Annotated in this window: 20 protein-coding genes and 2 pseudogenes; 12 read left to right on the forward strand and 10 right to left on the reverse strand. The window is 39.2% G+C overall.

The window, feature by feature from the left end; genetic code table 11:
- Nucleotides 1-217 precede the first annotated feature (217 nt).
- The 5 genes from LPA49_RS19775 to LPA49_RS19795 all read left to right on the forward strand — a co-directional run bounded on the left by LPA49_RS19775 (nucleotide 218) and on the right by LPA49_RS19795 (nucleotide 4,361).
- On the forward strand, nucleotides 218-601 hold the full coding sequence (locus LPA49_RS19775; RefSeq protein ID WP_230237560.1) for a hypothetical protein: 384 nt from the start codon (nucleotides 218-220) through the stop codon (nucleotides 599-601).
- 119 nt (nucleotides 602-720) lie between these two features.
- On the forward strand, nucleotides 721-1,095 hold the full coding sequence (locus tag LPA49_RS19780) for a hypothetical protein (RefSeq protein ID WP_058584486.1): 375 nt from the start codon (nucleotides 721-723) through the stop codon (nucleotides 1,093-1,095).
- 154 nt (nucleotides 1,096-1,249) lie between these two features.
- Nucleotides 1,250-2,257: a DUF4062 domain-containing protein gene (locus tag LPA49_RS19785; protein ID WP_230237562.1), complete on the forward strand. Its 1,008-nt coding sequence runs from the start codon at nucleotides 1,250-1,252 to the stop codon at nucleotides 2,255-2,257.
- A 600-nt stretch (nucleotides 2,258-2,857) separates the two neighbouring features.
- On the forward strand, nucleotides 2,858-3,133 hold the full coding sequence (locus tag LPA49_RS19790; protein WP_036973834.1) for a helix-turn-helix transcriptional regulator: 276 nt from the start codon (nucleotides 2,858-2,860) through the stop codon (nucleotides 3,131-3,133).
- Nucleotides 3,126-4,361: a type II toxin-antitoxin system HipA family toxin gene (locus LPA49_RS19795; RefSeq protein ID WP_036973835.1), complete on the forward strand. Its 1,236-nt coding sequence runs from the start codon at nucleotides 3,126-3,128 to the stop codon at nucleotides 4,359-4,361. The genes LPA49_RS19790 and LPA49_RS19795 overlap by 8 nt, the downstream gene beginning before the upstream one ends.
- A gap of 94 nt (nucleotides 4,362-4,455) precedes the next feature.
- Here the strand turns inward: LPA49_RS19795 and LPA49_RS19800 are convergent, their stop codons facing one another.
- From LPA49_RS19800 to tnpA, 7 genes and pseudogenes are all read right to left on the reverse strand, one after another.
- Nucleotides 4,456-4,632 (reverse strand): hypothetical protein, encoded by a 177-nt coding sequence (locus tag LPA49_RS19800; RefSeq protein WP_155950874.1) that lies wholly within the window; start codon nucleotides 4,630-4,632, stop codon nucleotides 4,456-4,458.
- Nucleotides 4,633-5,547, reverse strand: coding sequence for a hypothetical protein (locus tag LPA49_RS19805; protein WP_036973836.1), 915 nt, complete (start codon nucleotides 5,545-5,547; stop codon nucleotides 4,633-4,635).
- Nucleotides 5,547-6,332 carry a recombinase RecT gene (locus tag LPA49_RS19810; protein ID WP_036973837.1) on the reverse strand — a complete coding sequence of 262 codons (786 nt, stop codon included), beginning with the start codon at nucleotides 6,330-6,332 and terminating at the stop codon, nucleotides 5,547-5,549. The genes LPA49_RS19805 and LPA49_RS19810 overlap by 1 nt, the downstream gene beginning before the upstream one ends.
- A gap of 60 nt (nucleotides 6,333-6,392) precedes the next feature.
- Nucleotides 6,393-7,529, reverse strand: a complete 1,137-nt coding sequence (locus LPA49_RS19815; protein WP_036973838.1) for a PD-(D/E)XK nuclease-like domain-containing protein — start codon at nucleotides 7,527-7,529, stop codon at nucleotides 6,393-6,395.
- A 320-nt stretch (nucleotides 7,530-7,849) separates the two neighbouring features.
- Nucleotides 7,850-8,690, reverse strand: a pseudogene (locus LPA49_RS19820) (IS982 family transposase).
- A 1,086-nt stretch (nucleotides 8,691-9,776) separates the two neighbouring features.
- A complete protein-coding gene (locus LPA49_RS19825; protein ID WP_230237564.1) occupies nucleotides 9,777-10,574 on the reverse strand; it encodes a hypothetical protein in 798 nt (265 codons plus the stop codon).
- A 153-nt stretch (nucleotides 10,575-10,727) separates the two neighbouring features.
- Nucleotides 10,728-11,123 (reverse strand): IS200/IS605 family transposase, encoded by a 396-nt coding sequence (gene tnpA / locus LPA49_RS19830; protein ID WP_036973840.1) that lies wholly within the window; start codon nucleotides 11,121-11,123, stop codon nucleotides 10,728-10,730.
- 38 nt (nucleotides 11,124-11,161) lie between these two features.
- Between tnpA and LPA49_RS19835 the strand changes: the two genes are divergently transcribed.
- Together LPA49_RS19835 and LPA49_RS19840 are read left to right on the forward strand one after the other, a co-directional pair.
- Nucleotides 11,162-11,623 (forward strand): helix-turn-helix domain-containing protein, encoded by a 462-nt coding sequence (locus tag LPA49_RS19835; RefSeq protein ID WP_230237566.1) that lies wholly within the window; start codon nucleotides 11,162-11,164, stop codon nucleotides 11,621-11,623.
- The gene (locus tag LPA49_RS19840; RefSeq protein ID WP_230237568.1) at nucleotides 11,623-12,396 is read left to right on the forward strand and encodes a transposase; all 774 of its coding nucleotides are present in this window, start codon (nucleotides 11,623-11,625) and stop codon (nucleotides 12,394-12,396) included. The genes LPA49_RS19835 and LPA49_RS19840 overlap by 1 nt, the downstream gene beginning before the upstream one ends.
- 30 nt (nucleotides 12,397-12,426) lie before the next feature.
- Here LPA49_RS19840 and LPA49_RS19845 read toward each other — a convergent pair whose 3' ends face one another.
- Nucleotides 12,427-13,155, reverse strand: coding sequence for a hypothetical protein (locus tag LPA49_RS19845; RefSeq protein WP_036973842.1), 729 nt, complete (start codon nucleotides 13,153-13,155; stop codon nucleotides 12,427-12,429).
- Between the two features lie 159 nt (nucleotides 13,156-13,314).
- On the opposite strand from LPA49_RS19845, the gene LPA49_RS19850 reads away from it, so the two are divergent.
- Entirely contained in the window at nucleotides 13,315-13,479 is a 165-nt protein-coding gene (locus LPA49_RS19850; RefSeq protein ID WP_155950875.1) for a hypothetical protein, read from the forward strand.
- Nucleotides 13,480-13,896: 417 nt separating this feature from the next.
- Nucleotides 13,897-16,671 (forward strand): collagenase, encoded by a 2,775-nt coding sequence (locus LPA49_RS19855; RefSeq protein ID WP_036973843.1) that lies wholly within the window; start codon nucleotides 13,897-13,899, stop codon nucleotides 16,669-16,671.
- 401 nt (nucleotides 16,672-17,072) lie between these two features.
- Here LPA49_RS19855 and LPA49_RS19860 read toward each other — a convergent pair whose 3' ends face one another.
- Complete coding sequence (locus LPA49_RS19860; RefSeq protein ID WP_230237570.1) at nucleotides 17,073-19,550, reverse strand: hypothetical protein; 2,478 nt, start codon at nucleotides 19,548-19,550, stop codon at nucleotides 17,073-17,075.
- 65 nt (nucleotides 19,551-19,615) lie between these two features.
- Between LPA49_RS19860 and LPA49_RS19865 the strand changes: the two genes are divergently transcribed.
- The 3 genes from LPA49_RS19865 (at nucleotide 19,616) to LPA49_RS19875 (ending at nucleotide 24,875) form a co-directional block, all read left to right on the forward strand.
- Nucleotides 19,616-21,364, forward strand: coding sequence for an MFS transporter (locus tag LPA49_RS19865; protein ID WP_036973845.1), 1,749 nt, complete (start codon nucleotides 19,616-19,618; stop codon nucleotides 21,362-21,364).
- 4 nt (nucleotides 21,365-21,368) lie between these two features.
- Nucleotides 21,369-23,738 carry an alpha-glucosidase gene (gene ygjK, locus LPA49_RS19870; RefSeq protein WP_036973846.1) on the forward strand — a complete coding sequence of 790 codons (2,370 nt, stop codon included), beginning with the start codon at nucleotides 21,369-21,371 and terminating at the stop codon, nucleotides 23,736-23,738.
- Nucleotides 23,739-23,906: 168 nt separating this feature from the next.
- Nucleotides 23,907-24,875, forward strand: coding sequence for a dihydrodipicolinate synthase family protein (locus LPA49_RS19875; RefSeq protein ID WP_036973847.1), 969 nt, complete (start codon nucleotides 23,907-23,909; stop codon nucleotides 24,873-24,875).
- Nucleotides 24,876-24,936: 61 nt separating this feature from the next.
- Here the strand turns inward: LPA49_RS19875 and LPA49_RS19880 are convergent.
- A pseudogene (locus LPA49_RS19880) lies at nucleotides 24,937-25,197 on the reverse strand (RNA-guided endonuclease TnpB family protein); the annotation flags it as partial.

The following is a 25,197-nucleotide window of genomic DNA, read 5'->3' on the forward strand; positions in this document are numbered from 1 at the left end:
ATATACAGTTTTAGCTCAGTCGCTCGTATAGTCAAGAAAACGACCCAATCGCTCGTTTTTATCCTGAGGTAAAAGCGAGAACTCCTAAATTTTAATAACACTGGTAATTAGTTAACAAGTTTGTTAGAAATAATCTAATAAGAAAAACGAGCTACGCTGTGGTAGAAAAACGCGCGATTAGCTCGCTATAAACATGTTAGGTGCCCAAGGAAGACTTTTGAATTCAATAAAAATTTTAGCTATTTCTACTTTGATATCCCTGACTGGATGCACCACCGGTCAACTTTATTATGTTGATGCCCAAGGTAATAATATACTCGGTTGTGACGTTGAGTTCGTTGGTTTACCAAGCGTCGATAAATACGCTGTTGAATACGCACTGAGCTTATGTGCAAAAAGTATTGTTAAAAAAGGTAACACAATAAACGACACTCATCTGCTATCAGTTGATACATCTATACCCGATGCTCCATGCGGTAAAGCTTGGACGCATCCCATCGCGAAGAAGCAGTTTAAAGATGGTTACCTTTCAAGCAAAGAATATGGCTATATTGTCGCGCACATTGATTTAGGGATGGCAGTTTTAAATGAGTGCACCTAACAAAAAAATTAAGTCACTCACTTCGTTCGCTGGGACGCATACACGTGGGCTGCTTCGCATTATAGCCCACATGTATGCGCCCCTTATTTAAAAGTTATATGACTCAAGGATGACGAAGAATGCATTTGCCTTTAAAAGATTTGGAAAAGGAACATTCAATACCGGAAGTATGGAAAGACTCCATTTGCAAAGTGGTTATTCAATTAACCAAAGATAATTTTGAACTCCACAATGTCTCGGAATACATCACTCTTCAATCTAGCGATTTGGCCGAGTTTAATAGAGAAAATGTTCTTGAATATGGTTGTTGTCTAAAGGCGTTATCTACTGAATGTTGGGAACGTTCATGCTATCAATGGCAAGGTGATTATTGGGATTTAATCATCGATTTATGTACTGTAGAAGAAGGCGTTAGTGATCTCGTTCTGAAAGGTCGAATTTATCCCATAGTTTCAGGCTACAAATATGAGTTTGGCATGGTATATGTTCCGTAGTTTTATTAGGCCGTCACATAACAAACGCATTAACACTCGCTTTGCTCGCTAGGGACAAATACACGTAGGCTCCCCTCGTGTTGCTCGGTAGTTTAGCCTACGTATATTTGCCCATTATGCGGGCGTTAGGCGCTACCACCAATAAAGGACAATCATGGAAAAAAGATATCAGGTGTTTGTTAGTTCAACTTATGCGGATTTGAAAGATGAAAGACAGCATGTGCTACAAGCACTTATGGAAATGGACTGTATCCCAGCAGGAATGGAATTGTTCCCAGCCGCTGATGAAGAACAATGGGAGTTCATTAAGAAAATCATCGATGATTGCGATTACTACCTTCTTATAATTGGCGGGCGTTATGGCTCTGTAACTCCTGACGGTATTAGCTACACAGAAAAAGAGGTCGATTACGCGGTTGAAAATGGATTAAAGGTTGTAGCATTAATACACGGATCTCCAGACGATATTCCTTTCGGTAAATCAGAAAAAGATCCGGAGTTACGGGACAAGTTACTAAGTTTCAAAGATAAAGTAATGGATGGGAGATTAGTAAAATTTTGGAGCACTGCACAAGAGCTACCTGGCTTGGTTGCATTAAGTCTTACTAAGACCATTAAAATGTACCCAGCTGTAGGCTGGGTCCGTGCTAATAATGTTGCGAACGAAGATATTCTCAGTGAGATCAATGAATTAAGAAAGCTTAATGCATCACTCCAAACTTCTTTATCTAAAGCTGAAGCTCAACATAGACCCGCAGTAGAGGGAATGGCTGATCTGGACTCAGCTATCAAAGTTAGTGGCACGTATAAAACTCAAAATCCAGGATATAGCCCGAGAAGCCATGCCTTTACTTGTGAAATTACATGGCGAGAGTTATTTGCACTTATTTCACCATACCTAATAGAACATCCCAGCGATGCAGCTGTTAAATCTAAGTTAGCAGAAGCTCTGAAAGAAAAAGAAACGGGCAGCACTTCAGGGTATTCAGCAACAATAAACGACCAAGAATTCAAAACTATTAGTATTCAGCTTAAAGCTTATGGTCTAGTTAGCACTAGATATACACAAACCAACAAAGGTGGAATGGCGTTATTTTGGTCATTAACTCAAAAAGGTGAGCAACTAATGATAGAAAGTCGCGTCGTAAGAGAAGGCGCCTAACAAAGCAAAGCACTCGGACGCAGCAAAGCTGCGCCGGTGTTTGAGGCGTTACTGATTAAATACTCTAACGTGTTTTTGTCCAAAGATGAGTTTCTTATCTTATGGTCAAGATTGTCACTGCTCAAGCTCCCTAGTGTGATTTTTAATACTCAAATACTCAGTTGTAGCTCGATTGAGACTTGGTAGTAGCAATTATTTTGAACCTTTATTAAATTCACCCGTTCAACTCTTACACAAATTTAACTAGAAGAGTTTCTGTAGAACCCTTTTTAATACCAATAGGATCAATGCCTAAAGCCAAAGCCACCACCAGAAATAATGGGAGATGTAGGTTTAATTATTAAAAGCAGTGAATACACAGATTAATTTATAAGGCAGAATTCTAATCTTGATACTTTTTGATGCTATAGTAACAAATTCAACTAATAATCTTATTTTTTTGTTACTATAACAGCAATTTTATTCACCATCGGTGATGGCTTTTATATTGTCTCTTGATGAAATAACCTTCAATACCATTTCATATGTGACACAATAGTAACAAATAATGTCATTATTTATGCTATAATTGATACTATAGTGACATATTTGGAGGTGTGTATGTTATCCCTTTATACTGCTTATGATTTGCAGATGGATCTCAAAGAGTTTATCAAGTCAGCTCGAAAAAAAGACAAACTCAGTGTTCAGAAGTTAGCCGATCTGTCTGGCGTGCCTTATGCGACGATCCGAAAGTTTGAATCATCTGGTAACATCTCATTGCGTCAGTTTCTAATGCTTTATGAGACCGTCGGAGACTTGAAAAAAGTGAAAGAGCTGACAAAGTCGTGTGAGCCTGAATTCAAATCAATAGAGGATGTGCTACGACATGCTTAAATCTGCCCTAACCGTAAGGCGTAAGCTTAGCACCGGTGAAAAGGTGCTTGTCGGCAAGCTTGTTGAAAATAGTCAACAAAGCTTCTTTCAATTTGACGAGACGTATTTAAACGCTCACTCTACTTCTTTGGCCCCGTTCAATTTAAAAGCAGACACAAGCCTACAAGCTGCGCCTAGAAAACCGCATTATGGCATCCATGGAGTTTTTGCAGACAGCCTCCCTGATGGTTGGGGTCTTTATCTCATGGATCGTGTATTTAGGCAGAACAATCAGAACCCAAAAACAGTTACCGCTTTAGAGCGTTTGGCCTACCTAGGTGAGAGATGTATGGGGGCGTTGAGCTATGAGCCAGAGTTAGATTTACTTGATGAGTCCAAGGATTCAATTGATATTATTACCCTCGGTCGAGCTGCGATTGAAGAATTTGAAGGCACTGAGTCAGCTTTGCTTGAGCACTTGATGAAAACGGGTGGATCGGGTGGTGCTAGGCCAAAAATGAACGTTACGCGTTTAGCGAATGGTCAATATTCAACATTAGACGACGTACAAGGCACAAAGCTTATAGTAAAGCTTACATCAGAAAAGTTTGACTTGAAGCACTCTGAATCAATAGTTGAATATTGCTACATGCAAATTGCTCGTAATGTTGGCATCGAGGTTCCTGAGTTTGATTTAATTGATGCGGGTAATGGAAGATATTGGCTAGAGCAGGAGCGATTTGATTGCACAGAGCAAGGTGGTCGAATTCATATGATTTCTGCTTGTGGGTTATTAGATGCCCCTTTTCGAGAACCTTCTTTGGACTATGTGGATTTAGTAAAAGCTACGCGCATCATGTGCAGTGTTACAGAGTCTCAGAAGCTCATTAAGCGTTGCATGTTTAACTATTTAACTGTTAACCAAGATGATCATAGTAAGAACTTCAGTTTTCTTGCCAGTGACTCCGATGTTTGGACGCTATCACCTTTCTACGACATTGTTTACAGCCCAAGTCCTTACAAAGAGCATATGACGGCTTTTGGTGGTAATGGCCAAACACCAAAGAATGTACTAAATCAGCTAGCTGCTCAGTCGGGGTTGTCTTCAAAAAAAGCGATTATGACTATGGCTGAAGAAATATTTGAAGCAACGCGCTCGTTTAGGCATGAGGCCAAGCATTTAGGTTTGTCATCTAATCTAATCAATGAGATTGATAATGATATGATAGAAAAGTTTAAGGCGCTTTAAATACAGGATAATTAAAATTGTCATGCCTTATTTTGCAAATGTCAGATAAGTTGAGAGATCTATACTATTTTTAGTCTAAAATAGGAGCCGCCTGTTAAGGCCCATACCAAAAATATGAAAGCTGACTTATCTGACAAATTTCGGTGCCAGCTTCATCATAATTTAGCTTATATTTATGCTGAATTGGGCTAAACCAAAAGTTAACTGGTTTACCGTTTTCCACTTCCTTAAAAGCTATTTGAATTAAAATTTCTGACTCAACTTTAATCATTCAGATAACTCCAAAATCAAGGTTATAAAATTCACACTGATCTTCTGATGCTTCTTTTATTTCGGTATCTTCATTACTCACTTGGCGGTTATGTTGGCCTAGTACGATAATATTTGCAGGTGGTTCAATGATGTCATCTAGTTTTTTTAATGCTTCTTCAAGTTCTCCACCTTCTGTTGATACGTACTGTGAAGTAATTACGCAGCTAGCAAACTTATCGTTATTGGCCTCTTTGTAGTACTTAAAGAAATCAGAGTAATATGAAGTTAATCGGCTTTTTAAAACGGGTAAGATTGGATGGCTAATTACGCTATCCTGCATGTCCAGTGTTTTCAAGGCACGAAGAATTAATGCAAAACCAGCCCATTCAAGTGTATTGTTGAATACATCCATACCCCCAAATACTTTGTTTTGCCATGCATCAAAAGCAGAGTGCATTTCATACTCATCCATATACCAAACTTTGCTTGTACCATTTTCAAACTCTAATAATAAATAGCAACCAGAGTATGAAGCCTCCTGAGTGCTATCGCCTTTAACGTGAGATACTTTGTTTGAGCTAACATCAATTGAAAATTTATCGTTGTCATAAACCACTGCAAGTTCATAGCTTTTTACAATACCTTGAGTTTCAAGGTAGGCAATTACATTATCTGTATTTAGTGCAGGAAACAGACAATATGCAGTAGTGTAGGGATGTTTCCTAACTCTTATGTTTACTAGGTTAAGCAGCTCAGGACTCAGAGAGCCGATCAAAATATCCACATCTTTAATTGTCGCAATAACGTCATCTAGGGCGCACTCTTTAATCAAAGCGGAATAATGAGAATGTGAAGCCAAGTTGAACAATGTTTCCCACTGTTTAATATTGTCTGAAGCAGATTTGATTAGCTTTTCAATTTGAACTGATAACATTAGTACGCCTCACGTGAATAAGCACTTTCGAATTGTTCTTCATAAGCTTGCTGATTGGAGCTGTGCTGACAATCTTGATCATCAAACAACATTGGGTCATTCATAACACTATCTCTATAAATACAAGGGCAGAGGGTCTTCCAGTGACGTTTAATAAGGGTTTTCTCCCTCATTTGATCCACATGCACTGAAAGCCACGCTTCATTGCCCATCACCTTACCTTGCTCTTCAATAGCTAAAATTTCTTCAGGAGGCATAACTGTAGTCTTAAAAGAACCATCAATTAGCTCAGTTTGACAATAGCCACCGGCTAATTGTCCACGCATTGCTTTAGATAGAACGGTTGTAGTGTGGGTAACTTTTGAATTTACACCGTTGTATTGGAAAGTGTCTTTTTCATAAAAAACATTCGCATTAATTTGTTTTACTTTTCCAGAACGGTAAGCAAGTTTAAGAATTCCCTTGTAGCCTAATCCTAATTGAGTCACATATTGGCCTGATGATTCACTATACTCAGTTTTTAAAAAGCAAAGCTGCTCAGTAGGGCAAAGTGAAAGGCCTATTTTTGCAGCTTTTAAAAATGAACTGATTACGGACTCAACTGGAGTGTACGGGAAGCTGTATTCTACGTTTAATCCAGACATAACGATTTGATAGACGTAGTTTAGCTCTGTATTAAAGTCAAGCTTATAACCATTTTCGGAAAGATAAGCATCAAACTGGCCTTTGCATGCTGTTAATTTTCCATACAATAAATTTTGATATTCTTGAAGTGATAAACTCATAACGCTCACCGTTGAACTTGGATATGTAATTAGAATATTTGATTTAAAAAATCGCGCTTATTACCAGTCAATAACAACGACCTCATCGTTTTTGGTGTATCCATACCAGTTTTCGCTATCTAAACATTCTTTAAGAGTTGCAATTGCTTTCTTCATGTCATTATGAGCAATCATCTGGCGGGTACGTTTCAACTCAAAAATCTCGCATATATCAGCCTCTAAATATTCAACACCGATAAAAGCAAACAATTTAACGGGAATACCTGCTAAATTCGCAACATACTTATAGAAACTCTCTTGAACGTCATATCGAAGGTCTCGGCATTGGAATCTAAACTTATTTGGATTGGCTGAACGAGTAGACTTAACATCACTGGCAATTGCATGCTTGTTAATGTAATCGAATTTTACTTTAAGCATTAATCCAGAGTCAGGATCTCGCGCTATTACAGTAAGTTCCGCAAAACCATTTGAAATTAATCGCTTAGCTCTAGCGTGAGATTTGAATGTATCCAAAATTCTATGGGCGTCATCCCAGACTAAACCATCTATTGGTGTCTTATGGGTTATGTGTGAAAGCGCTCCATCGTTGAAAGCAGCTAATAGGCTAGAACACTTATTATTTTCGACCATTTTTACAGCTTCGTTGTAGGCTTTGACTCCAGCGCCTTTTATTATGGATTTCGCAATCAAATCATCAAAAATTAGGGTGTTTGGTTTAGCATCTAACAAGCGCTTAACTAACTCTGATTTAGTGCCTGAGGCCTTTTGACCTGCGGCTTTTAATGCGTCCTTTAGCTCAGCACTTGTGTGAAGCGCTGTAGGATACTCAATGGCAAGAGGTACACGGAAATAGCGATCATAAAAACCAATTGGCTCTAATATTAACTCATGACCATAAGTGCCAGTATCAAGAGTGTTTCTTTGTGCAGCAGTTCGTTTTCTTTCCTCATTAGAAAAATATTGACGAAATACATGAGCTGGTGTGTTTTTCGCTAACTCTTTAATCAGAGATGAGCTATGAGCATCTAATTCGTGGTAAACAGAATTTGGCACACCGCTATAAATACCTTCAACAAGATCACCATTAGAGTCCAAAAAGTTTGGATTACCTAAATCATCGTATGCAGGCAGAATAGTGTTAAGCCATTCTGTGGGTTTTTCTGTTTCTTGAACTTTTAGATTTGCTGATGCCATGTTCTTGCCTTGCTCTACTTATTTAAAGTAGTAACATCATGTCATAGAGATTTTTTCGTGCTGAACTGAAGAAGAAAACCTATCTTCAAAGTTAATGATGAGAATTGAGCGCGATCTTTAATTTTATATTTTCAGATAGTTAAGTCATTTAGAAAGTATATAGTTTGACTCTGAGGTGCTTGCATCACACTTTCACTCTAGCTATGCTGAATTTTCAATAAGTTATAGCGGTATAATATGTCTAGGAAGATTGGCCATACTGAGGTGCAGTATCGTAAGAGGATTAAAGAAGGGCGTGGTACCTCAGATCTGTATAAGAATTAAAGCCGAGTCACTTTTATACTCGGCTTTTTAGTCTGAAAGGTATAGGCAATTAATCCAGCCATTAAATTAACCATAAATGAGATGCAGCTGCGGTGCCTTGTGTGGTCTATTTGAGCCATATTTTTCAGCTGGTCGAAAACTGTTTCAATGATGAAACGCTTTGATAACATCGCTCTATCCCAAGATGATATTGGCTGACGTTTCATATTACTTCGTTGACCTGTAATAAAATCAATGCCTTGCTCAGCAAGTTCCGCTTTTAGGTTTGCAGATATATAACCTTTATCAGCGTATAAACTACCTGTAACATTATCAACCATATCTAATACCGGCTGTCTATCATCAACATTCCCAGCTGTCACTTTTACAGCTAGTAAACCCCCTTCATCATTCATGATGAGGTGGAGTTTAAAGCCATAAAACCAGCCCATTGTTCCTTTGCCTCGTTTGGCTTCTCCCACGAAAACTTGGTGGCGAGGAATACGCATGCTGTGACACACCTTGAGAGAAGTGGAATCGATAAATGCAATGCCTGTTGGCTTATCAAAGCGCTGCTTTAAGTAGCTACATAGAGCGGGTAAGGTAGCCTAACAACTTCAACATACGTGTATAACTAACTAAATCAGGAGAATAATGTCGCCAATACTGGCAAACAAATTTGGTGTAGTAAGTTTTAAAGTCGCGGTAACCTGATTGATGAAAAGCAATCAATCTAGTCATGACTTCGCTAGAAGATAGGCGGGATGGTTTAATGCGTTGCTTTTCACCTGTTGATATTAGGTGCTCAAGCCATTGAGGTTCAAACAATAAACAAAAATCATCGACATCTACGTAAATTGCATCTAAGTTATAATTGCATCTAAGTTATTCATGCCCTTGCCTCGGTAATCTTATATTTCTTGGTCGAAAGATCTGAGCACCGCAAGGGCATTTAGTTCCATTTCTTATGTGCAGCTCAGGTTAGTTAGTACTTTGGTTGCTTAGAACTGCCTAGATACAGGAGGCGGCAGTGACATTTGTAAGGAAAAAGCAAGGCGTGCCATGCTTATTTTTTTGTTAAAAATCAACTGTTGTGGGTGAACAATAAAGTTTCATACTGCTAGGAGGCAACTTGTAGCAGTAAAACTTTACCAGTTCTTGTTGCTTGTTCTACGAAACAAGTAGTTTGTTTTAGTTTTTCACTGTTTTGTTTCGTTAAGGTGGTAAATATTTCAGGTTTAGTATGAAACTTTATAATTTGAATCGAGCAAGAATATAAGCTGTTACCTAAGTCCAGTATGAATCTATCTTTCCCAGCTCCAAATTTCCAAACCAAAACACCAGAGCTGCAGCCCTGCTCAGTATGAAACTATATTGCGTGATGACAGCAATTAGGTTAACGATAATAACTTGATCATTAAGAGCAAGTATTTGTAGAGCTGTCACCAGAGGGTACAATACAGAATGGCGAACTCTTTGAGTCTTTAAGATGTTTTTGAACGGTACTGTGATAATTCGCCCGGATATGAATTAAATGGCAGGTTGATAACAGGCTTCAGTGTCACATATGAAAAGCGCCATGTAGAAGGAGCTTGGGCAACTCACCCTTGCTTCAAAGTTCACTTTTCTAACGATGAGTTGAGGCCGTTTTCTATCAAAAAAGCTATTAAGTCTTTAGCTGATAACCAAAACTAGAACTTTAAGTAATAATAGTATAAAGCAGCTAAGTTAAAGACATCCATTTTATAGCATCTATCTATTGCCAACTCACTGTGAGAGAGTATTAAAATATCATACTAAAATGGCTGCGATCGCAATCGATACGCAGCCATTCCAAAATCGAAAATGTCCAGAAGAGAGTTACAAGAGTATGATACTTTAATATTCAGTTGTAGCTTGATTTGGACTTGATAGTAGCTTTTAGTATGAATCTTTATTCCTCTCCTACACTAACTCGCACTGGTTAGCTGAAGCCATACTCATGAACTCATCAACTATCGTGCTTAGCTGGGGAAACCTAGTTTTGACCTCGTATAAGTACATCAAAAGCTCTTGATTGTTGGTTTCGCAATTCAGATAAAAAGGTATGGTTATTAAGTAGTCAGCAAGTGCTGGTGGTATGATTTCAGCATGATCGGCATTGTTACGAAGCTCGAAAAACTCTAAGTCACTAACAGCAGAAATGTTAAGCTCATTTAGTTCATCACTTTTGCTCTTAACATACTCAATATCTGCCTTCATTGCCCAAAATGGCACCCAAGCTGAGTGGCTGAAGTTATTTATAAGTTTTTTATAATCACATTTTTCAGTTAGGCTACAATCTAAGAATTCTAAATTAGCTTCGTTGATGTCATAAGGTAATGATTTTACAGCCTCAAAACTGTCTTTTATGACACCAGTCTCTTCAGTAGAGGCAAACTTTATACGATGAAGCCAATATAAAACTAAACCATCAGCATACTCGCTGCTTAAACTTTTAAGGTTTATTCCAGCATAACTCTCAACAGGAATAAATTGGCCGTTCCAAGTAACCGGTTCAGAGAACAGAAATGTACCTTGGTTAAGCTTGTCATTAAAGTGATCGATAATAGTTGAGCAGTCAAAAGTTGGATCTACACTAGAGTTGTCAGCGGGGTGACGTAATTGCAAATAAACTATTGATAAAATAGAGCAAAGTAAAATGGCAATGATAAACCACTTTGAGTTTTGATATTTTGAGTATTTATTCTGGTTTGTAAACATAAAAGCCTCCATATGTATGCTTAATAATGTACAGATATACGCAACATATAGAGGCAAAAAAAATCTAATATTTTTAAAAAATTACTTTTTATCTAAACTCACCGAGAAAACCCCGTGATCAGAACAAAGTGATGTCGCGGGGATGAATAGGTGTCACCCCTGCTCTTGGATATATTTTCGTATAGTCTCTGCGCTTGCATTCCCTACAGAACACACAAAGTACCCATCTGACCAAAATGTTTTCTCTTTCCAAAATTGGTTTTTCAGATAAGGAAATGATTTCCAGATTTTAGCGGTTGTGGCTTGCTTAATCCTCCTTGCGTGCTGGCCTACTGAATATCGAGTGCCGATTGTAATCAGCATATGAATGTGATCTTTGTCTATCTCAACCTCTTCGATCCTAAAGTCAGATGATAGAGAAACATCGAAAACCGTTTTCTTTACAAACTCACCCTGCCTTCCGTTTAGCAGAGGTTTTCTGTACTTAACCACCAAAATTAAATGAAGCGAAATTAGATATTTGCAGTGAGATTTAGTTTCATATTCCATCTTGACAACTTGGCCTTATACAGTAGTCTATACAGTATATGAAAAAGACGCTCAGATACAACTACAGGCTAAACCCTACGCCAGAACAAGAAGTTAAGCTCATTGAGTTTGGTGCGATAGCGCGTGGCATTTGGAATCTGTTGTTGTCTGAAAATATGCGTCGATATGAATACGATAAAACATTCCTGTTTTACAAAGATATGGCTTCTCTCCTCAAGGAAATTAAGCCATTCGAGGAATTTAGCTGGATTAAAGCGTTTGATTCTGCTGCTGCTCAGCAGGTTGCTCGCGACTTGGAAACAGCGATGAAGAATGCATTTTCTAAAGGTCGTTTGCAGCATTTTCCAAAGCACAAAGTTTCCTACAAAAGGAAGCGGCTTCACAATGATAGCTTCCGAGCGGTCAATAATTCCAACTGTATTCGAATTGAAAATGACGCTATAAGCATCCCAAAGGTCGGCAAAGTGCCAATCGTTCTGCATCGTGAGCTAGTGAGCTAGTGAGCAAAATTAAGACCGTCACTGTTCAATATCGTCACGGAAAATGGGAATGCAGTATCACTCAGGAAGTGGAATGCAAAACGGCTAAACAAGTTTTGGAAACTATCACTGGCTTTGACATCAACTCAAAGCAAACGGTTGTTGGTTCGAACGGATTTGTGGCCGATAATCCGAAGTTTTTAAAACAGTCAAAAGAGAAGCTAAATCAATTGCAACGCCAGCTTGCACGTCGAACCAAAGGCTCAAATCGTTGGCACAAAACTAAACAACGCATCAATAAACTACACGGTAAAATCTCAAGGCAAAGGCTCGACTTTGCGCACAAAATTTCACGACAGATAATCAATGAAACTGATATAGCGTGTTTTGAAGATTTAAACGTAAAAGCGATGCAAAAGTTCAATGGCAGCATGGTTGCCGATAACGTAATGGGGCTGATAACTCAGCTTTCAAAATACAAAGCTGAGTTAGAGGGCAAGTTGTATCACGAAATTGGTCGATTTGAGAAGTCCACTGGGATCTGCTCAGAGTGCGGCCAAAACCATGTTTTAACATTGAACGATAGGTATTTCACTTGTGTAGCTTGCGGAACGTATCAAAACCGTGATCTATCGTCGGCTAAGAGCATAGAAAAGACAGGTGAATTAGATTTAATTGCGGCTGGCATCGTCGCAAGGGTAGCACCCGTATCTCAGGAGAAACAATCCGTTAAAACGAAAGTCTTCGAATTATCGAAGTTGGATTTTGGATCTGAGAAAAAAGAAGCAGCCTAGCCGTTAAGCTAGACTGTAGAAGCCCAGTGATCAGAGCGAAGCGATGTCGCTGGGTAGTTCACTTTGAGGTTGCTCAGCTTTTCGTAGCTCTACCTCTTTTTTGATCTCAAGCTCTTTAAGCTCAACATCACGCTGGTGAGTGGCTTGAATTGCTTTTTGTTCATCGCTCTTTCTATTCTGCAGTCGCTTTTCAAGTTCATCGAATGCAACAGACACTTTCTCTTCTACTGTTTTAGCACGCAAAGACTGTATTGCTCGGTTATATTCTTCATAAGGCATTTTTACAAGAACATATGCATTTGCTACTCCATCAACATTATACAATTCACGCTTTACTCTCTGCGCACCGGCAACACTAACTTCTTCGACAATTGAATCAATAAGCATATTAATTTGAGTCTCAAGGTTTGAATCTAGAGTCTGGTTTTCATATGAACGCTCTTGGCCAGAGATAAGCTGTTTAAAGCTCTTTGCTACATCAAATTTAGCTCTGAGCTCGGCTGCTTTTAATGCAAAAGGAGGTTTGTTTGATGAACCGAATCCAACGCCAAATACACCTGTTGAGTCAGATTGTGGTACATCTAAGTACCAATCTGGAATACTATTAATGAGTTGGTCCATTTTCTCGGTTTTTTTATCAACTTGCTTTTGGTGAGCAACTTCTATCTGTTCAATTTTTTCATGAATACCGTTACTAGAACATGCTGAAACTGTTAGTACAGTGATCGCGATTAATAGGTGACGTTTTAAAGTTTTCATGCATTTCTCCAAATTTGAATTTCAAAAGTAACGATACAGGATGTTTAAAAACGCGCATTTTTAAAAAAACTTAAATTTGATTAACCAGCAGGACAGTATTTAAGATCCGTATAACCCCCAAATTTGTGAGGGTTATTGAAGAAACTAAAGGATTTTTGCATGAACAAATTCGCCATATTGTTTGGGTTGTCATTTATTTTGCCCAGTAAAGTAATCGCTGTAACTGGTGGAGGAGATCAAGGCGGCCCAGCATATGAAAGTTGGCAAGGGTTGATTATTAAAGATGAAAATCGTTGCTATCCTGAGGTTAAGTTGCAGGCTTGACCATTCCGAGAGCGCTATTTGCTCCCTTACCTTTTCTAGATAGTAAAAACTAACATCTAAACAAATGATGACCTGAGTGTGGCCAACTGAAAACTATTTTAATTTTAAGAGCTGTTAATTTCGTTACTTTTACATTATACAAGTTTATCTTTAGTTTAGGGTGTATTTACATTTACGCATATCTACAGCTTTGTCCTTTCTAGCCATACTTCTCATTCTAAATATTTAATGACTTTGTTTTCTTAGTTGAAATATAGATTAACTTCAGACCTTATTTCTTTCGTCAAACCATCAACAGGATCTACTTACATCGTTATTTAAATATAAAATATATTGTATACAATGATAATTATATGTTACAAAAGTGTTTCTCTTTCCGGGTTGGATAGAGAAAACAATAATTATCAAAGGTAAATTATGAAAATTAAAACATTAATTCTGGCGCTACCTATACTTGGAGCAAGCTCTTTAGCTCAATCAGCTAACCTGCAAGAGCGCTTGTTTACACCAAAAAATGCAGAAATTGAGCGCACACATCATCACGGTGTAGATCACCAACATAATGAAAAAGCCCCTATAGCTGAGTTGCAAAAGCAGCCGCAACAACTTAATCAATTTATGATGCGCAGCCAAGCCGCCGTTGTCAGTTGTGATTTAGCTGCGATGGCAAGTGCAAGCACTAGTACAATTATCACTGAACTTAAAAGCCAAGGTACTAGTTGTATTAATGAACTTTTTAGTGCGCCATCTTCTATTCAGAGTCAGGTTTATAGTTCAGATAACATGTATGCCGTTGCAAATCATGCTAAGTCACTCTCACAGACTTATGCTGGTGGTGGAGATGTTGATTTAGAAGCGCTGTTTTTATATTTGCGTGCGGGTTTTTATGTTGAGTTTTATAATGCTGACGTGAATTTTAGCTCTTGGGTACAACCTGCAGTAGTTGATGCTATAGATGCATTTGTAAACAATAGCCACTTTTATGATGATAATGATGGACACGGTAAAACACTTGCTGAAGTTATCATAACTATGGATAGTGCTGAGCAGCAGCATCGTTACTTAAACGTAGTAAAGCAGTGGTTAACGCGCTTCAATGAGAGTTATGCTGCAAAATGGAATATGCGCAGTGCTGTTAATGGTATTTTCACGCTACTTTATCGTGGCCAGTGGAATGATGCATTTGTAACCGCTATCGGCACTGATACTGACTTAGTTGCTAAGCTAAGCGCATTTACTCAAAAGCAGTGGATGATAGACTCAGATGCACAATACTTGATTGTTAACGCTGCCAGTGAACTAGCTCGTTTAAAACAATATTCAGGCACGCCAATACAAGAAAGTGTTGATACTGGTTTGAAAGCTATTTTTAGCACCTATAACAGTTTTGGTTATGGTGATGCAGTATGGCTTGCAGCAGCTGATTCTGTAAGTTATTACGCAGATTGTAATGACTACGGTATTTGTGGCTTTGTTGATGAACTAACTCAACAAGTGTTGTCACAAAATTATAGCTGTAGTAGTACTATAAAAATTCGCTCGCAAAATATGACGGCTATTCAACATGCAGCAGCATGTGATGCTATGGGCGCTGAAGAAGGGCTTTTTCATAATAAGCTAGCCACAAATAACACCCCTGTTGCTGATGACAACAATAACTTTTTACAAGTAAATATATTTGACAGTAGTGACGATTATAGCAAGTACGCAGGTGCTATCTTTGGTATAAATACTAACAATGGTGGTATGTATTTAGAAGGTGACCCATCTGTAGCTGGCAACCAAGCTAATTTTATAGCTTATGAAGCAAGTTATGCCAATGCAGAGCACTATGTATGGAACTTAGAGCACGAGTATGTTCACTATTTAGATGGCCGTTTCGACTTATATGGTGACTTTAACGCACCCACAGAAGATATTGTCTGGTGGTCAGAGGGGGTTGCAGAGTATGTTGCTAATTTAAATAACAACGATGCTGCAAAAGCCACTATTAGTGATGGCTCGCGCTATACACTAGCGCAAATTTTTGACACCACCTATGATGGATTTGATCAAGATCGAATTTATCGCTGGGGTTACTTAGCTGTTCGCTTTATGTTTGAACGTCACAACAACGAACTTGATGCTATGTTGGCTCATACCCGCACTGGTAATTGGAGTGCCTATAAATCAAAAACTGTAGAGTGGGCCAATAATTATGAGAATGAATTTGTACAGTGGTGCGATGACTTAGTTGCAGGTACGAGCACTAATACCCCACCAATAGCACAAATTAATGGCCCATATTCTGGCATGCAAAATAACAGTATAAGCTTCACGAGTAATGGTAGTAATGATAGCGATGGTAGTATCGCTAGTTATCAATGGAACTTTGGCGATGGTAGCAGTTCAAATCTGGCAAATCCTACTCATAGTTACACAAGTGCAGGAGAATACACCATAACATTAACTGTGGTTGATAATGAAGGTGCAAGCCAAACTGTCACTACAGTAGCAACTATCGAAGCTGACAGTAGTGTTGATGATGGTGTGCTATTGAATAGCCAGCCAATTAACATCAGTGGCGCTCAAGATGAATTTTTATATTTCACTTTTGATGTTCCTTCAGGCGCCAGCGACCTTATGTTTAATTTAACTGGTGGTACAGGTGATGCGGATTTATATGTAAGTTTTGAAGTAGCACCGAGTGAAGCTATATATGATTGTCGCCCTTACATTGGTGGTAACGAAGAGTCGTGTACTATTAATCCTGCACAAGTAGGCCGATACCATGTGATGGTTAGAGGTTATAATGCATTTGATAACGTTCAGTTAACAGCATCATTTACCCAAGTGACTTCTAACGTGCCAGATGTGTGTGCTAGTCAAGGCAGCCGAAGCAGTGGCCGCTTAAATGATGGCGAAGTAATTTGTCTAGGTAATAGCGATCCTATGTGGTTTAGCATTGCAGATGTTCAAGGCCAAAATGGTATTGCCATCACCACCGCTAATGGTAGTGGTGATTTAAGTCTAAGCTACGCTGCAAGTGGTTGGCCAAATGGTAACAATGAAGTGGCTGAGTCAAATAATAGCGGAAATGGAGAGTGTATTTATATTTCAGGCCAGAGTGAATACTGGGGCTACCTAAAAGTAGCAGGTAATAGCACTGGTGCAAGCTTAGTCGTCGACTTTAACAGTCAAGGGTGTCCTTAGTTAATATATAAACTTAAAGCGTGATCTCACGTACTTTATATAATGGAGTCATCAGTTTTCTGGTGGCTCTTTTTTTATAAAGAAACAAATGCAAAGGTTCATTTATTCAAAGTCAAAACCCCCTTTATCTTTTTTCTGGTGTTTTAAACTAACTATAAATTGAACTACTTGGATGTAAAGTTGATAAATAAACATTCAATTGTACTTACGTTGCAAAAGTGTCGATAAAGCTGACAACTTCAATATTGATGAGTGCATTGAAAGGTAATTAAATTAGGGCATAGATGGCTGAGTATGAAGAGAAAGGAAGCAACTCAGTTAACGCTGGACTAAATAATGGTTATCTAAAGAGAAGCTTAAAGCCACTTTCTTGCGAAAGTGGCGTCGTCCTATTGTTAAGCTTAGGACAAAGTAAGCTCTTGAATAAGGCGAATAGGCTCACCATCAACATTTAAAATGGCCTTTACAGAAATCTGTTGTGGTTTGTCAGTTTTTGTTACTTTGAAGGTGTATGTTTTTTGTTCATAAGGTGCTAAATCAACACTTTTCTGTTGAGATTTTGCGGGAGTGGCTTGCTCGAATGATGTCGAGGTTAGAATAATGTCACCAATTGTATCTCCAGAATAAGGCCCAGATAAATTAAGCTCTACTAACCAATAGTCTTCATGCTCTTTCGTTTTAATTACATTAAACTCAACGCCATTAAACGGGGTTACTCGCTTTGAGAGCGTAGATTGGTGCGTTAACGACTTCCATTTGAGAGTTTGCGCAATAGTAACCTTATCAGCATTTATTTCTGTTGGCAGTGAGATATTATGTGTTCCTGAGCTCAAGCTGCGTTTTAGCTGATGAGTTTTGCTTGGCTTATTAGCACTATTTGTGAGTGTCACTTGTGCAGTAATTTCTAAAGGGGAATCAGTTGGATTGACAACTCTTAAAAAAGGCTTCTGTTGGTGATAATAAATATCAGATTTAACCCCGGAAAGTGTACTAAAACCAGCATTATTTAATGTGGCTATATATTGACTTTCTAAGGCCTCTAGTTCAGAACTGGCTTCATCGTGCAGCTCTATAGAGGGTAATTTTGCTAAAATATTACTCAACTCAAGATCGCATTGTGGTATAAACCCCTCGTGTTGCTGGCAGGTTTTAAAAACTCGGTTTAGTAGATCATAATTTTTAAAAAGCCAAGGGTTTGTAAGCGCATTCTCTGCTGTGATAGGCAACAAGCGAGAAGGGGTAGGATTAAATAAGTAAGGGGTGATTTTATGATTGTTATTTTGACCTAACAAGCTGATCTTTTCGCTGTTAAGTGTTGCAATCATTTGCTTATTCAGGGGAATAGAAAATTGTTGGGTTACTTTCTTACTACCACGTTGAGCGTGTAAGTTAATGCTTAATTGTGCTTGCTCGAGCGTTAGGTTTATTGCAAGTTTCTTATCTGCGATTAATGCACTTTTTATCTCAGGTGTCAGGGCTATTTGCTTTGCTTTAAAGTTATCGTAGCTTTGTGCATTTATAATTAAGTGACTGCCATCTTCAATAAGCAGCATCAGCAATTGATCATCACTTGCCTGCTTTTCACCAACAAAAGTACGGCGATATTTTTGGTTTTTTTGGTTACGCTTTCCTTGTAGTGCTATGCCAATTTTTCCTCGATGTAATTGAGCAGCTTCGAACTCGATTAGCGCGGCCACTTGGTGTTTATTTGCCACATCAATGAGCGAACTCGGCTTTGGAGCAGGAAAGTCCATGACTGGGTGATTAGCCGTTGAGGGGGGGGTAATATCTAACCGCGATAATGCCGTCGATTGAGTGTTACGTAGCCAGTAAGCGTTACCGTCTTGCTCCCAAGGGCCCGATACAATATGGAAGCTAGGCTGGATATTCTCTACAAAATCAGCAAAACCTTGTTCTATTTCCGACCAATTTTTAAAAGTACTCTTAAGCAGTGAGTTAGCTGTTGAAAGTGTGGCTTCGCTGTGTGGGTTCGCTAATCTGAGCTCTTCAATAAAGTGAGCAAAGTACTGTGCCCGTTCAGGAGAGCTTAAAAGGTAATGAATTATAAAAAAATTAAGTCCACGTTTTAGTGCTGGATCGTCATTTATTTCTTCAATTGTAGGTTTATTTGCGCTGTAATATTGTTTTAAACCGGTTTCAATGTAATTCATTGGGGCGCGATCAAATACCATGACGGTGAGTTGTTTTTGCTTAGGATCATAAACATGGTGAGCAATCGAATCAGCTAAACCTTCGGTGATCCAATTAGGTGCCCACGTTGAATGGCCGTTTAATGCCATATGAAAAGCATGCATGGTTTCGTGAATAACTATATAACGCTGATGGTGCTCACGGTGGCTGGGGAAATTATATCCGGCACGGTTATAAAACATAGTTTCACCACCGGCCGTTTTATGTACTCCACGTAAAAAACCATCATCAAGCATGGCTTCTCGTACACGGGAGCGACTACTACCATAAACAACTGCAATGCGTTGGCGCTCAATATTTGGGGGAGCCATACCAAATAAAGCAACATAATGTGGATATGCCATTTCAAGTAGCTCTAAGTATAGCGTGACCTTCTCTTTGGGTAGATCACTTTTTAGCGCAAAGTGCTTACTTACCCACCAGTTGTAGCCCCGACTATTTCCTATTTTGCCATCGCTGTATGTATATGGAATTGTTTTTCCTAAAAACTCAATATCGATATTATTGAGTGTGCTGGTATAGCCCTGGACGGTAATGTTTGCTTGCATTTTACTTGGGCCGCTTTTTATGTTGCCGATATCAGGTTTATTATTCGCACTAGTATTAGGCGTGGGCTGACAGGCAGTGAGTAGTAAAGTTAATAATGTGAGAGATATAATTTTTGTCATTTTAGTTGCTTTGCTTGTATATTGTATGCAATATAAAATACTGCGTTTAATTGAAAAAGTAAACTATGAATAATAACCAACAATTACAATCAGCAGCACAGCAGGAAACTGGTAAAAATAAACAAACTTGGCGTAGCTTTGGGTTAGGTTTCTACTTGGCTAATACCATGGAAATTTTTGAGCGTTTAGCTTGGTATGGCTTTTTTGCAGTATCGTCGGTGTATATGACCACACCCATTGAGCAAGGGGGGGTCGGATTTAGTGATGCAGAGCGAGGCGCCGTGCAGGGGATAATTCCGTTTTTTTTATACTTATTACCTGTGATCACTGGGGCTTTTGCCGATCGCTATGGCTATAAAAAAATGTTTACATGCTCATTTATTGTGATGGCGCCGAGTTATTACTTTTTGGGTCAAGTGACAGACTTTAATTCGTTCTTTATGATTTTAATGTTAGTCGCTTTTGGTGCATCCTGCTTTAAGCCTGTTGTAGTTGGCACTATAAGTCAAAACACTAACGACAGTAACCGGGGTTTAGGCTTTGGTATTTTTTACACTATGGTTAATTTGGGGGGCTTCATAGGCCCGTTAGTGGCTGGGTATTTACGGACTATTAGTTGGGATGCGGTATTTATTATGTCGGCATCTTGGATAGTTGTTAATTTTATTCCATTGCTCTTTTACCGTGAGTCAAGCAGCAAACTACGTAGCAGCATAGGGGCGGCAGCGGTTTTACAGCAAGCTCAACATGTTTTGGGTAACAGCCGTTTCGCATTGTTACTGTTTACCAGTGTAATTATTTTAATGACGGGGGGAGTTAGCTGGTTAACATATACTCAAGCTTTTTCGCTAATTACGATTTGGTTAGCTGCGAACTGGTTATGGGATAAGTGCGTAAGCGTGCAAAAAGCGTCTAAATGGTATCTACAACCGGTGAGGGTTAGCAACCGTAGTTTTGCACTATATTTAGCAATATTAACGGGGTTTTGGACGGTATATAACCAACTTTTCTATACTCTACCTCTGTTTATACGTGACTATATTGATACTCAAGATTTAGTTGCAATCTTGAGCTACTTTAGTCAATCAGCAGTGGATTTTTTTGCTTATGTTGATATTCAGGCTTTAAGTAACAAACTGCAAACACTGGCTGCTACTCATAGTGTAACACCAGTCAAAGAGGTAAATTTAGAGGCTGTGCGTCTAGAGTTAGTCCACTTAAAAGTTAATGTTCCTGTTGCTGAAATAACGCTATTTTTTAAACAAGCCAGTGCTTCTAGCTTTTCGGCTGAGCAAAGTATGCAATTGGCGCAGCAGTGGCTTAAATACCGACAGGTAAACCCTGAATACCTGATTAATTTAGATTTTGCAGCTATTGTTCTGTTACAAATAATAGTAAGTGTTAAATGCCAGCATTTTAAAGTTATATCTGTCCTAATAAGCGGTTTAATTGTCACAGCAGGTGCTTTTTTAGTGTTGTTATTAATGAGCGCGGGGGTATTACTAAGCCAATTGGGAGGTTTAGTAGTGGTAACGGTTATATTATTAATTGCTTTTGGTGAAATGCTCACCTCTCCAAAAAGCCAAGAGTATGTAGCCAGCATAGCTCCAAAAGGCAGTGCTGCTATGTTTATGGGTTATTACTTTGTATCTATGGCATTAGGCTTTTTATTTGCTGGATTTTTGTCTGGGTGGAGTTATGGTTACCTAGTCAAAGAGATAAAATCCCCCGAAATCATGTGGCTATTATTTGCAGGCATTGCACTAGTTACCGGATTTGGTTTTTATTTATTAGCGCGATACAAAAAGGGCTAAATAAATGATTTTTAAAAATCTGTTTATTTTAATCACCGTGCTTTTAATCAGTCATTGTGAGGCTGCTGCTAGTGAGGTGGTTGATTATAAAAACTTAATAGATAGAACCGGAAGCCCATATTATATGCAGGACTTTGAGCAAGGCGGCCACCAACGTTTTAGCCCTCTTTTTGATCTAGGCGCGTGGCATGGACATTTGCTACCAACAGATGAAAACGTCGGCGCGTTCACCGGGCCTGCTATTGTTACTGAGGAGTATTTAAATTTTATAGCGCCTTATCTAGAAAAGCTGACTGTTTATAAAGGCATGAAAGTCGATGAGGCCAATAAAGTGAAGCTAGCAATGCGGGCTTACAGCGAACCCGGCGCGTTAGTGCAAGAGCTGAGCGGTGATGGGGTAAACATAACGCTTACTTTGCGCTTTGTGACAAATCGCACTTCATTAGTTAAAACACAGATTAAAACCACTGAGCCTGTTACATTACATTTCACAGGAAAGCTTATAAACCATTTACGTGCTAACAATGGCACCGAAAAAGCGGGGCGTTCGCCATTTGTGGTTTATCCGAAATTAACCCCCCGATGGCAAGTCACCAGCAATAGTATTGCGATTAGTTTTGGCAAAGTAAGGGCGCATGGACACCTGCTCACCTCGGGGAGTTCACAGTTATTGCTTAAAAAAACGTTAGCGGTTAAAACACGTCATGACGACCTAAGTTACTCAAGCACAACGCACATAAAAAACAATCGCACATTCTACACAAGCTATTCATATTTATTAAATAATCAAGACGTGGTACGTGAAAGAGAGATTGTTGATGAAATTTTAAAGCAACCCGAACACTATTTATCACGTAGTAAATTACGTTGGCAAGAGTATATAAATAAAGCGACACAGCCAATTAGTAACAAGCAGCCAGCCTTACAAAAACTTGCGGTAAAAAGTGTTGAAACGTTAATTGGAAATTGGCGCAGTAAAGCTGGTGCCGTAGGTTTTGATACCGTTAGTCCTGCCGTGACCGGTCGCTGGTTTTCAGGTAATCAAACTTGGCCTTGGGATAGCTACAAGCAGGCATATGCACTGGTAACATTTAATCCAGAGCTTGCTAAACAAAATTTGAATGCTGTGTTTGAGCATCAAATAACGCCAAACGATGCTGTCAGGCCATGGGATGCTGGATTTATACCTGACTTAGTGGCCTATAATTTTAGTGCAAAACGCGGTGGGGACGGCACAAATTGGAATGAGCGTAATACTAAGCCAAGCTTGGCAGCTTGGGCTGTGTGGCAGGTGTTTGAAAATACAGGCGATACTCAGTGGCTCGCGCACATATACCCTAAACTAGTTGCTTATCGTGGATGGTGGCTACGCAATCGTGATCATAATAAAAACGGTGTGCCAGAGTATGGTGCCACGGTTGATAAAGCCCATAATACTCGTGACGGCAAGTTATTATTTAATGTAAAAACCTCGGCAGGTTGGCGAACAAGAAGTGGCTTAAAAAACTATAGGACTTACCTAAACGATGAAGCAACCTTAGAAATTAAAGTTCCGGCACAAACAGCCGCATCTTGGGAATCTGGTCGTGATGATGCTGCTGTGTTTGGTTTTATAAATAATCAACAGTTAAATCGTTATATAAAAAACGGCGGGATTCGTGGTGACTGGCACGTTGGTTTTGCAGAAAATCGTAATGATACAGGTACATTAGTTGGGTATTCATTATTGCAAGAATCTGTGGATCAAGCCTCTTATATGGCTGCTGATAACCGTTATTTAAGTAAAATAGCGAAGCAGCTTAAGTTACCGCACCAAGCAAGTTACTTTTTAAGGCAAGCCGCTCAGTTAAGGGATTATATCAATCGGTGCATGTTTGATAAAAATACAGGCTTCTACTACGACATTGAAATAGCAGATACCCCCTTAGCGAATGGTTGCGCTGGGAGGACTTTAGTAAAAAGAGGCAAAGGTCCTGAAGGGTGGTCACCGTTGTTTAATCAAGTAGCGAGTATGGAACAGGCCAGTGATGTGGTAAAAACAATGCTTGATAACAATGAGTTTAATACTTACGTTCCGCTTGGCAGTGCTGCGCTGACTAATCCGGCTTTCGGTGCGGATATATATTGGCGTGGACGAGTATGGCTTGATCAAGCTTACTTTGGGTTAGTAGGTATGAGTCATTACGGTTATTGCAAACAAGCTCAGCAATTAAGTGAAAAGCTATTAAATCATGCCAATGGTTTGCTTTCTAATGCGCCAATACGTGAGAATTATAATCCGCTTAATGGTGAGCAACAAGGAGCGCCTAACTTTTCATGGAGCGCAGCACACTTATTACTAATTGCTCAAAAGCAAGGTAAATGGTGCCAATAATTGGCACTGTTTAATTCAGTTCACCAGACTAATCACACTATGGCATAAATTAATCACCACTGCTTAAGCTTCACAAATTACAAGAGAATTAACACAAATAGAATATTGTATACAATATTCTATTTGTGTTAATATTTATAGGAGTTACCTTTAAGCACAGGAAATATGATGAAAACAACGAACACAGATTGGCGCTTTTCAGTTATGCCGGCCGTATTCACATGGCTAAAAGAGTCTGAATCTGGATCATTTGAAATAGACTTTGATACAACAAAGAAATACGCTGCAGAAATTTTAAAAGTACAAGGGAAAGGCGGTAGTAGAATGGGGGGGCTTGTTGGCTCAGGCACATTAGGTGAAAATAGTTATCTAAGTGTTGATCAGCGTCTTTCTTTACTTGAAGCTCTTTCTGATGTTGCAAAAGAATACGGTGTGCCACTGATCAGTGGTGCTGCGGCAGAAACGAAAGAAGAAATAGCTGAAATTGTAAAGCAACTTGCATCTGTTGGCGTAGATACTGTCATGGTTATGCCACCAAAAACCAAAGAAGCACCTAGTGATGAAGATATGTATGCATATTATGCGCTTTGTGCAACAGCCGCTAAAGAGGCTGGCATTACAATTATGCCTTATAACAACCCAGATGCAGCTGGCTACCATGCGCTCTCAACCGAGCTTCTTAAAAAACTTGCTGCGCTTCCTGAAGTAACTGCGTTAAAAATATCGACGTCAGATGTTTCAATCATTGAGACGATAATGCTAGAAAACAAAGATGCAAAAATTTTGGCAGGTGTAGACACTGTCACTGTGCATGCCGGACTAGCAGGAGCATGTGGCGGGATCACAGGTGTAGGTTGTATCTTTCCAAAAGCGAGTGTGACGATGCAGGAGTATGTAAATAAAGGGGAATGGGCTGAGGCTAACAAAATTTCTCAGGCTATGAATTCCATCTCTTACTTGGATGCTCAACCGCTACTTATGGAGTACCTTAAGTGCGCATTTGGAATTCATCATGACGATAAGGATGGTGGACTTCGTACTTTCGGTAATAAATTAACTCAACAGCAAATTGATGACGTTCGTGCAAGATACCTTATAGCACGAGAGAGGCTTAAAGCTTTGGACTTGTTAGGCTAATTCGTTGTCTAGTTCTGTGAACTACTCGCGCCTAAAGGCATCGAGCTTCCAAGATAATAGCCTAAGCTACTAACCTTTCTTTTTTGACGCTTCGTTGGACACCGCTAGTCGAGCTTTTGACTCGGCTAGTCTTACGATTGCCTCCACGTCCACTATCTGCCTGAGTTATTAGAACTCCATCGCCAGACAACACCGTTCCAGTGTCTAATATTAGGTTAATTGCCCGTTTCTTTATGACCTTTGATGCATTGTTATCTGCATTGTCAGTATTGCCACAGTTACCGCACACAAATAGCTCTTGTGATTTACGGTTGTCGGGGTG

Source organism: Pseudoalteromonas sp. MB41 (genome assembly GCF_020966275.1).
Taxonomy (GTDB): Bacteria; Pseudomonadota; Gammaproteobacteria; order Enterobacterales; family Alteromonadaceae; genus Pseudoalteromonas; species Pseudoalteromonas lipolytica.